Raw genomic sequence first — 9111 nt, forward strand, 5'->3', positions numbered from 1 at the left:
TGATATCCGCGTCCTTGAGCGCATCGGCGCTGACGGTGGCACCGGCGGCGGTGAACTCGGAATCCGGCAGGCCCGACTTGATACCGGCACCCGGCTCGACAGCAACCTCGGCGCCCAGCGCCTTGAATTTCTTCACCGTATCAGGCGAAGCGGCGACGCGCGGCTCCGACGGATCGATTTCCTTGGCAACGGCGATCTTCATGAAACCTCCCGGCCAGCGCCGCGTGTCTTCGTACAGCAGTATTCCGAGCGCGCCGGCCTGCAGAACGCCCGAATTGATTCGTAGTGATGACTTGTTCGCACTGAATATAAGGCTCGTTTAGCAGACTCTATCGGGTGCCCTGCGCCGTCCCTTGGGGCGCCGAGCTTCAAGCTCCCTCGACCGAGATCGACTTTATGCCGCCCTCCCAGTCGGCCCGATCTGCCGACCACACTCCCAGTCTGTTAGCGCCGCGCCATTTCATGACAGGATCATCCTGCCTTGCGCCGAGCCGGGACACCGTCCTTCGCGTCACGTGTGCAACGAAAGCTAGCTTACAATCAGGCGCCAGTGCGGCGCGCAGCCGCCGATTGTGCGTCACATTCCCCCGCCCCATTGCACTTCCCCTCACGTCCACGGGCAAGCTAGCATCGGGAAGGCGTCGTTTCTCGGCGATCTGACGGCCTTCGTTGGAAACTAACGGTGAAAATCCACGAAAGATTGGAGGTGCGCGAACGATTTCTGCGAGATAGGATGAATTTAGACCGCGCGATCGAATCAGCGTCGGAAAGCACCAGCACCGAATGTCGCGCGCCCCTGGCGCAGCCGCAGACCTAAGCGGTCGTCGTGAGGTTGAGTTTCAGCGTGCGCGGTAGCGATCGCCCCCCGTCCATGACGATTGATTGTCCCGTCACCGCGGAAAACTCCGATGTACAGAGAAGTGCCACCATCCGGGCGACCTCCTGTTCTGTCACCAGTCGCGCCATCGGTGTTTCCATGACGACGCTGGCCTTGTAGTCGGCCATCGTATCGGTACGCTCGCCGGCGATCTGGCCGGGCACGATCGCATTGACCGTAACGAGCGGCGCAAATTCGAGCGCGAGGCACTGCGTCAAATGGATCAAAGCCTCTTTGGCAAGCCCATATACCGAATGCGACCTCGCATAGGCCGAGGTTGCGCTCACATTGATGATTCGGCCCCAGCCCATTCGCTCCATGCCTGTGATCGCGCTTTGAGCAAGCTGGTACGGAGCCCTCAGATTCACCGCCGTGACCGTCTCCCACTCCGACAGAGGTAGTGACCGAAACGGCGTATCCGAATAGGGACCCGCATTGTTGACCAGGATGCCTAAGGCTCCCAATCGCTCTGTGATCTGGCATACAAGCGCTGCAGCCGCTTCTGGATCTCTTAGGTCAACGGAAAACAAGGTCGCTTTTCCACCGATCGCGGCGATGCGAGCGACAATGCTTTCGCCCTCGCTCAAAGCACGCCGGCAATGCACCGCGACCCGCGCCCCACGCCGGGCGAGCTCGAGTGCGATTGCAGCGCCGGCGCCTGATGAGGAGCCAGTGACAAGGGCGACCTTGCCGTTGAGATCGCATTCGCCCGCACTCATGGATCGACTCTCCTAGACCAGATGAACTTCAGCTTCGTCTCGTCAAGGTACCTGTCGTGTATCAGGTCGATCAGATCCTTGGCGGATGTGGCCAGCTCCGCCTCATAGGCGGCGCGATCGGTCACCTCGATGCGCTCGATGTAATCCCAGGGGCCGCCGTCGAACGGCACCGGCTCCGTCAGGCGATGAATCCGATAGCTGATGACCGTCTTCAGCTTTTCTGTAAACGGATAGTCAACTTCGCGCTCGAAGCGTTCGTATTCGTCCGGGTCGACACCGGGTTTCAAGGCGGTCAGGATATAGACGACCGTCGTCATCATTTACTCCTCATGAATATTGCTCAAAGAGGACGAGCAAGCTTTGACAGCCTCGAAGCCAATCATCCGCCAGGAGATTTCAATGTTTGGATCAGCGGGGCCCCGATAAGGTACCTCTGAGCGTCAAGAACGAGCCATTCATCTTCACCATCCCGCTGGTCTCTCGCCGAGCTACAGGCGTCATCCGTCACATCCCTGGCCGTGCTTTGATCAGCGCGGCGCAAAGAGGCCCGCGAGGAGGTTGCCAGTCCTCTTTTCTGAAAAAAGCTTGGCTCGAGGCTTATGTCTGCCGATCGCTCGACGCTTTCGCGAAAGCCGCCTTGACCGCCGGCCAGACTTGCGTTCCGAAGCGCATGATCACGTCTTCGTAACTGACGCCAGGAGCCGGAACCGGAAAGATGTTGAAGCCGGTGACGCCGGCGCGGCGAAGGTCAATGACGTGCTGGGTCACCTCTTCGACAGTCCCGCAGAGGGTGAGAGCGTCGACATGGCGGTCGGTGACGAGAGGAAATAATGCGGCGAACGGGGCGACGCCGGCAGCATAAGGGACCGGACCAATGGCTTCGACAGCCTCTTTTGGCAACGTAAGTCCCTGGGTCTGAAGCGTGTAGAACCGCGAAGTGGCTTGTGCAATGATCCGCGTCACTGAAGGGCGCAATATATCGCGCGCCTGCTTACCGTCATTGGCGATACAGCAATCAAGGCGTGCGACAAGCTTGATCTCGCCCGGAGAACGGCCGGCCTTCGTCGCTCCCTCGGCGACGGCCGACGCGAAGGCCTTTGCTTCGTCGACAGAGCCGCACCCTTCCATCATCACGCCATCGGCGACTACGCCGCCCATTTTCTGACCGAGCGGCCCATTGCTTGCGACGCGAACAGGAATGCGCGCGCAGCGGCGTGAAATTCAATCGGCCGCGGTGAAATTGAATGATCTCGCCCCGGTAGTCGACCTCCTGCCCAGCCATGAGCTGACGGATCAGATCGACGGCTTCGCGAATGGCGAGAGGCGGCTTGCGGGATTGGATCCCGAGCTCAGCGAAGCCGGAGACGCCCGCCCCGATGCCGAGAATGGCGCGGCCCTCCGAAATTTCATCGAGGGTTCCCAGGGCCATGGCAGTCAAAGCCGGGTGGCGCGCGAACGGATCGGTCACGCAGGGACCAAGCTTGACGCGCGAGGTTTGCCCGGCCAGATACGACAGACACGAGTAAGTTTCCCGGTAGAAGCGCTCATCCGCAAGCCAGACGGTTTCAAATCCGCTCTCTTCGGCAAGCCTGGTACGAGCGGCAAGGCGGGACACCGGTTGGTCGCCGAGCATCAACAGTTCTATCGACATGGACGTCTCCGAGAATTGCCTCCGTCCGCGCTCAAGCAGCTGATCCGGCCGAGAGGTGATGAAGAAAATGGCTTGACTTGCCGCCTCGCCCACTTCGCGGCTAGGTCCCTAACCAGACGACGCATCCGCCCCTTGCGGACGAATGCGCAATGACGCCGAGCGACGTATTCGGGCCTCGCCATGGCGCCGGCCCCGGCCTTCACGACGGCGGCATTACCGCGCAACAGATAGTCGAGGAGAAAGCCGATCACGCCGACGCCAAACCGGGTCGGCGCCAGCAAAGAGCTGCCCGGCGAAGCACAAAAAGCGAAGAACGACATGACTTTGCCAGCGCGTCCAGGCCGCTCTCAACTCAGTTTCATTTTGTTGAAGCGCTCGAAGGAATCCCAGTACTTCGCAACGCCCGCGAGCTCGGAACGCGTCACCCTCGCCCAATTGTCATACCAAAGCAGACCCCAGGTCGCGTCATCCAGAAGAATCTTCTGCGCCGCCCTGACTGCGGCCATGCGCCTCGCTGGATCAGCCTCTCGGATATTCTCGTCGATGATCTTGTCGAGGGCAGGATTGGCGTAGCCCCCCTTGTTGGTCGCGTTAGCCTTGCTGTGGAAGTTCCAATAGAGGTGATAGAATGGGTCGTTGATCCAGGACTGCCACGATTCGATCGACAGCTCGTGCCCGCCGCTCGATGACAGTTGGCGGAAGGTCGCGTCAGTCTCCTTCTCGATGCTGACCCGGAATCCGATCGTCTCGAGTTCGCGCTGAATCCATATCGCTGCTTGCTCATGCGGCGCATAGCCGACACGCACCGCGAGCTTGACCGGGATCGGCGCAGAGCCGAACCCCGCTTCTGCCATCAGTGATTTTGCTTTGGCGACATCATAATTGTACGGCGAGAGCGAACCATCATAGCCGGGCGTTTGAGCTGCAATCGGGCTTTTCATCTGTTCGCCATAGCCGTAGAGCACGTTCGGGATGATCGCGTGGATCGGCATCGCGTAGTTGATCGCCTGACGGACCTTCACGTTATCGAACGGTTTTTTCTTCAGATTCATGCAGAGGAAATTGCAATTGGTGTCGGGCAGCGACACGACATTGAGGCCGGGCTCGCCCTCAAGGCTCTTGAGATTCTTCGGCGACATCGAGTTGGGTCCGATGACCATGTCGATGGCCTTGCGTTTAAGCAGGAGAATCCGGTCCGCTTCATTCGCCGTGGATTTGATGACGATGCGTCTGAAATAGGGGGGCGCACCCCAATAGCCTTGCGTGGCTTCCAGGACCACCTCGACACCCGGCTCGTTTCTGACGGGTTTGTAGGGCCCCAGCCCAGCCGTGTTTCGCTTGAGCCATTGAGAGGCCCAAGGATCGTCGGCGGTCGCGTGCAGCTTGATCTCTTCGGGATCGAGAAGTGCGTTGTTGGACAAGGCCAGCACGTCCAGCAACATGGCACTTGGCGCCGGCAGGTTGATCGCAAAGGTGCTATCGTCGCGCACCTCGAATTGATCTGCCTCCGTGACCCCGATCATGGTAGGAAAGATGAGGCGCATGTAGCCAGAGGATTGCAATCCACGGTCAAAGAGATATTTCACCGCGTTCGCATTCACCGGCCGGCCGGTCGGAAACTTCAGGCCACGACGGATCTTGACGACAAGGGTTTTGTTGTCGTTCTCATATGTCCAGCTTTCGCCGATGCCGCCTGTGAAAACACCGGGCTTGGAAATCGCAAGGTTGGGCGATCCGGCGACTGACTCTGCACCCCAGCCCAGCACCGTGTCGTAGATGTTTGCCTGAACGATGTAAGCGCCGTCGGACTTGAACTGCGCCGGATCGAAGGAATCGATATCTGTGCCCCAGGCGACCGTGAGCGTCGGAACATCCTGTGCATTTGCAGACCCGGTACAAAGGCCCGGCGTGAACATCGCAGTTCCGCTTGCCGCCAGCTTGAGAAAGCTGCGGCGTGATTGATGTCCAAACATTCAAGTCCCCCTGCGTAGATTCTGGATTTGCGTGAACAAGGTCGAATGACGTGGATAGCTCTGTCCTCGTGCGCACGAGTCCTCGAAGACGCTCCAGCAAAGGAGCGACCCAGAAGGTTCCGTTTGCGTCCGTACAATCGACGATCGCGGAGATAAAAGATGCGACTGACGTGCTCAGACGCACAGCTCGGCATAAAGCATGAACCGCCGCAGGATCCTCAGCCAGAGGCGCTTCCGCGCCTGCCTTTCGGAGTGGCAGCCGATCGTTTCTTTTCAGGTTTGTCGATAACGCGCGAGAGGCAATTGGCCGCCTGCATGATGTCATCGGTTACAGCCGCGCGGGCGGCGGGGCCGTCGCGATGCGTCAGCGCATCAAGGATACGGCGATGAGCATCCATGGAGCGGCGCAGGTGCGCGGCGTCGGGCGCAACGAGCACGAAGCACGGGCCAATCAAAACCCAGAAATTCTCGACCGCACCAAGGATGATGGGTGCTTTAGCGATCTCATAGATTCGCCTATGAAAGGCGAAGTTCGCCGATAAATAAGCGGGCACATCGACCGCATCGGCCGCTGCCTGGAGACGATCATAGAGCTGAGCGATCTCGCTATCATCAACGCCTGTCATGCGCACTGCTGCGCGCTCGGCCAGCAGCCCCTCAAGCGCCACTCGTGCATCGCGCACGTCGCGTAATTGCGCCGTTGACAGATGAACTACGCTCAGGCGCGCCGTGTCGCTGAACTCGAATGCACCTTCAGCCTGCAGACGGCGCAGCGCCTCGCGCACCGGCATCGGGCTCGACCCCAGCGCCTCGGCAAGTCCGCGAATTGTCAGCCTCTGGCCCGGCGCGAAGCGGCCGGCCATCACGCCATCACGCAAATGTCGGTAAACCTGATCTGCCATCGAATCCCGGGCAACGGACGGCAGTGGCGGCAGCGGATTCTTGTTTTTCACCTTCGCGGGTCCCCCCAATCTTTCATTTCGGATATGTGATCACAAACTCACGTTTACGTCAAGTTTGCAGGCTGGCCGCTTCGTCTTTTTCGAACGTGAAGTCCGAGAGTTGGCGGGTCATCGGCCAACGAGAGACTTCGGGCAGGACGGCGAGTGGCAAAGCACCGTTCGTCCCGCGGATCGCGGGCCCATTTCAAAGCCGGTTCTTAGAAAGACCTCCGGCGGGCATGCCGGAGGTCTTATTGGAGGTCAAAGTCGGTTCTAAAAGCCTCTTCCTTTCTCCTTCAAGCTAGTTGCCAAAACGGATCACCAATTGCGCTGAGCTCGCAGGAGCAAACTCACCGTGCTCTGGTCCTTCAACTCGTAGGTAGCGCCGGGTTTGGCGATACCCGTCTGCGTCGGTAACACCACAGTGCTGCCAGCCGCGTACTTCTGGTCGAGCATGCTGTATGCCAGATCCGCTGAGAAGGTCAGGTTCTTGACCGGAGTCCAGCGTGTGATCACGCCTGCGACCGCATAGTTGAAGTCGGGGTTGCAGCCGGCCGTGCCGCTCGAGAGCGCAAGGCCGGCGACGAATGCACCGCAGATATAGCCCTTCCCTGTGCCATTGTATCGTGCTGCAGCCCACGCACCGTAGATTCCAGTGTTCCAGTAAGGATCCCAATTATGGGTATAGCCGCCACGGAAGCCATAGGTGGTGGTCAGTTCCTGACCGGAGCCGGTCACGAACACTGAGTCGGCGAGACCGGCAAGGCCGACGATCTGGTAGGCCCCCGCATGGCTCGAGCCGCCGTACATCGCGTAGTTGGTGGGCACGAGGTCCTGGAAATTGTAGCGGCTTGCGCCAAACGTATAAACGCCTTGCACATTGATTGTGTCACCCGGACCTGTCGGGAGATTCTTGATTGATAAAGCCAGTTGACCCGCCCAGCCCCATTTGTCGCCGGGATGACCGGTCATCTCATCGGCGCCGTAGTAGGCGGCGTGATTGTCATGTGCTGCAACTGAGGCCTGGAACAGGCCCCAAGCCTGATCGACGCGAAGCGTGGCGACAAGGTCAGGAGAGCTTGCACCGGCAATGTCATTCGCGCCGTACGCGCCTGTTGCAAGACCAGCCACGGTGGCGGCGCTGATGTTCCAGATATTGGTCGTGTAGTATTGGACCTGATCCTGCGCCGAGAATGATGCAGTGATACCCTGGCCGAAGTCAGCCGTGTACGTGAACTGATTCACACCTGTAACCGCACCGCCGCCGCCTGGCAGACCGTCAAAGTTGTTCGCGGGGTAATTGATCCAGGGCGTTGAGAACTGGGAGATGGTCTTGCCCATCGTAAACCCGGCGAACTGGATGAAGGCTAGATAGACACCAACTGATCCACTGGCGATGCCGGCTCCGCCGTAAACGGTCGAGCCATTAGCACCGCCTGTGCCGACACCGGTATAGCCGCCCGAGCCCCAGTCGAACACGCCATCGAAGAAGGTGCGAAGCATACCGTATTGTGTCGCGGTGCGCGTATCGATCGTCAGATCTTCACGAGCATTGGTGGAGTAGTAGTTGCGCAGGCGATTGCCCGCTCCGGGCACACCATTCACCGCGCCCTGCGTGTAGATCGAGTTGGTGTGCAACGCCGCATCAACGCGCAGATAACCTCCGAGTTTGATGCAGGTGTCGGTGCCGGGGATGTAGTAGAACCCGGCGCCATAAAGAGAGCAGACCTTCACGTATTCAACCGGCCTTGCCTTGGTCGGCAGGTCGGCGCCCTGTGCACCCCCCATCAAGCTGAGCGCAGCGGCCGAACCGCAGAGCATTCGGATAAACGTCTTCATAAAGCCCTCCAAGATTTTCGGCGGCGCTCCCCCATGGGCGGTTGCCGGAGAATGAACCCAAGTCCACGACTGTTGCTTTTCGTCTCGCGCATCGACGTCTTCGCCATGCGCGAATGGATCGATCTGCTTGACGTGCGACCAAGGGTCGCCCTCGTCACGGCGCCGAACATTATATAAGTTACTTATATATTCAACTGATATAAGCTAGCAAAGCGCTTGATCGGGAGAGGGTCGTGACATTCAAGCAACACTGATTGCGCCGCAGTGTTGCTGTGTCTTGCAAAGCGGGTTAGGTAAGTAAGCGAAATAATGAAGAGGAGGTCTCGGATATGTCCCGAGATACGACCCGGCAGCAGCCCTCGCCCAGCGCGAAAGGTCACAGGACAAGCAAACAGACCGCGCCGTCAGACCGAATTATCGGAGAAGTCGGTTGGGACATCGCGGCAATCAATGTGCATCTGGAGGACATCCGGCGTACGTGGGCAAAGGCGCTTGGCGTCAGCGGCCCTCAATGGCTGATCCTGATGGCGATTGGGGATCTGGACCAAGGAGCGGGCGTTTCCGTCGGAGATGTGTCTGCGAAGATCAACGTCCGCTCACCGTTCGTGACCGCAGAAACCAAGATGCTGGAAAAGGGAGGCTTCGTAACTCGCACCGCCTCCCCAGCGGATGGAAGGGTCGTGTTGATGTCGCTGACCGAAAAGGCTCGTAAGGCGATTACAAGCCTTGCAGCCAAGCGCAGAAAACTGGATGAGACGATCTTTGCAGATCTGGGGCACGAAAGGCTGCAAGATTTCAGAGAAGTGCTTTCGACCATCAAGCGCAGAATGGAGAAAGTGGCCCTTCAGCTCGAGCTGGATGCAAGCAAGCCTGACGTGTGAGTGACTATCTTACAGAAGCCAATTCGGCTCCGAAGGATTTATGAGCAGATTGCGCAGACCGAACGCCGGAGCGCGAGAGCGATTGATCCCGATTGAATTCGCACTCTAGAGCATGATGTTTTTATACGGAAACATAGCCTGAGTTTTTGAAGTAGTTGGTGCACTCCTCCTTGGAGAAGAGATCGAGGAGTTCACCAACCTTTCTCCAGGTTGCCTCCACGTCACGGGGC

General features: G+C 59.0%; 7 protein-coding genes and 2 pseudogenes. 1 reads left to right on the top strand and 8 read right to left on the bottom strand.

What is annotated here, in order from left to right; translation table 11 throughout:
• The 8 genes and pseudogenes from EAV90_RS38385 to EAV90_RS38420 form a co-directional block, all read right to left on the bottom strand.
• Positions 1-202: pseudogene (locus EAV90_RS38385) on the bottom strand (NAD(P)(+) transhydrogenase (Re/Si-specific) subunit alpha); the annotation flags it as partial.
• 611 nt (positions 203-813) lie between these two features.
• Complete coding sequence (locus tag EAV90_RS38390) at positions 814-1596, bottom strand: SDR family NAD(P)-dependent oxidoreductase (RefSeq protein ID WP_129146399.1); 783 nt, start codon at positions 1594-1596, stop codon at positions 814-816.
• The gene (locus EAV90_RS38395) at positions 1593-1913 is read right to left on the bottom strand and encodes a hypothetical protein (protein ID WP_164937293.1); all 321 of its coding nucleotides are present in this window, start codon (positions 1911-1913) and stop codon (positions 1593-1595) included. Before EAV90_RS38395 ends, EAV90_RS38390 begins: the two co-directional genes overlap by 4 nt.
• Positions 1914-2193: 280 nt before the next feature.
• Complete coding sequence (locus tag EAV90_RS41370) at positions 2194-2754, bottom strand: LLM class flavin-dependent oxidoreductase (protein WP_129146401.1); 561 nt, start codon at positions 2752-2754, stop codon at positions 2194-2196.
• 112 nt (positions 2755-2866) lie between these two features.
• Positions 2867-3247: pseudogene (locus EAV90_RS41940) on the bottom strand (LLM class flavin-dependent oxidoreductase); the annotation flags it as partial.
• A gap of 347 nt (positions 3248-3594) precedes the next feature.
• Positions 3595-5220: an ABC transporter substrate-binding protein gene (locus EAV90_RS38410; RefSeq protein ID WP_129146403.1), complete on the bottom strand. Its 1626-nt coding sequence runs from the start codon at positions 5218-5220 to the stop codon at positions 3595-3597.
• 218 nt (positions 5221-5438) lie between these two features.
• Entirely contained in the window at positions 5439-6173 is a 735-nt protein-coding gene (locus EAV90_RS38415; RefSeq protein WP_208738587.1) for a GntR family transcriptional regulator, read from the bottom strand.
• Positions 6174-6479: 306 nt separating this feature from the next.
• The gene (locus EAV90_RS38420) at positions 6480-8000 is read right to left on the bottom strand and encodes a porin (protein WP_129146404.1); all 1521 of its coding nucleotides are present in this window, start codon (positions 7998-8000) and stop codon (positions 6480-6482) included.
• A 329-nt stretch (positions 8001-8329) separates the two neighbouring features.
• Here EAV90_RS38420 and EAV90_RS38425 point away from each other — a divergent pair, with 329 nt between their 5' ends.
• A complete protein-coding gene (locus EAV90_RS38425; protein ID WP_129146405.1) occupies positions 8330-8881 on the top strand; it encodes a MarR family winged helix-turn-helix transcriptional regulator in 552 nt (183 codons plus the stop codon).
• Positions 8882-9111: the final 230 nt, after the last annotated feature.

Source organism: Bradyrhizobium vignae, from assembly GCF_004114425.1.
Classification (GTDB): Bacteria; Pseudomonadota; Alphaproteobacteria; order Rhizobiales; family Xanthobacteraceae; genus Bradyrhizobium; species Bradyrhizobium vignae.

Bases quoted from the DNA above. Each gene is read 5' to 3' on its own strand.
- EAV90_RS38390 (WP_129146399.1), bottom strand. From the start codon at position 1,596: ATGAGTGCGGGCGAATGCGATCTCAACGGCAAGGTCGCCCTTGTCACT.
- EAV90_RS38395 (WP_164937293.1), bottom strand. From the start codon at position 1,913: ATGACGACGGTCGTCTATATCCTGACCGCCTTGAAACCCGGTGTCGAC.
- EAV90_RS41370 (WP_129146401.1), bottom strand. From the start codon at position 2,754: ATGGGCGGCGTAGTCGCCGATGGCGTGATGATGGAAGGGTGCGGCTCT.
- EAV90_RS38410 (WP_129146403.1), bottom strand. From the start codon at position 5,220: ATGTTTGGACATCAATCACGCCGCAGCTTTCTCAAGCTGGCGGCAAGC.
- EAV90_RS38420 (WP_129146404.1), bottom strand. From the start codon at position 8,000: ATGAAGACGTTTATCCGAATGCTCTGCGGTTCGGCCGCTGCGCTCAGC.
- EAV90_RS38425 (WP_129146405.1), top strand. From the start codon at position 8,330: ATGTCCCGAGATACGACCCGGCAGCAGCCCTCGCCCAGCGCGAAAGGT.